The sequence below is a fragment of the Paenibacillus sp. 2TAB26 genome (assembly GCF_052115145.1).
Taxonomy (GTDB): domain Bacteria; phylum Bacillota; class Bacilli; order Paenibacillales; family Paenibacillaceae; genus Pristimantibacillus.
Genome location: NZ_JBFRGC010000157.1, coordinates 1 through 363, shown reverse-complemented (window position 1 = coordinate 363; position 363 = coordinate 1). Strand labels below are relative to the sequence as shown.

Genomic DNA, 363 nt, shown 5'->3' with positions numbered 1-363 from the left:
GACTAGCCCCTCGTCTTCATCGAGTCGGCCTGCGCCACCGCGCGCAATATGCCGTCAATCGGCAAAGCACTCCATAATCCAATGCGTATACGGAATCCACGCTTGATGCCGCACGCGGCCCTTAATTTTGCGGAATTCAGACGATGCCAATTTGGTATACCCGTCGCCATCCAATACGTTCTGGCCCCGGTCATAGCTGACCAACAAACGGGAAACCAGATTCTGGTCCTCAGCAAAACAGCAATCAATGGTTACAAGTCTTCCGCCGGGTCGAAGCGCGGATTTGGCCAGTCGAAACAGATGGTGGGCGGCATCCGCGTCGAGGTGGTGGAGCAAGCCAGACGCAATTACGACGTCGAACTT

At 55.4% G+C, this 363-nt stretch carries 1 protein-coding gene; it reads right to left on the bottom strand.

Features of this window, described 5'->3' with window-relative positions:
• Nucleotides 1-2: 2 nt before the first annotated feature.
• Entirely contained in the window at nucleotides 3-194 is a 192-nt protein-coding gene (locus AB4Z50_RS36300) for a hypothetical protein (protein ID WP_441887369.1), read from the bottom strand.
• Nucleotides 195-363: the final 169 nt, after the last annotated feature.

Coding starts and splice junctions, on each gene's coding strand:
- AB4Z50_RS36300 (WP_441887369.1), bottom strand. CDS start 194: ATGACCGGGGCCAGAACGTATTGGATGGCGACGGGTATACCAAATTGG.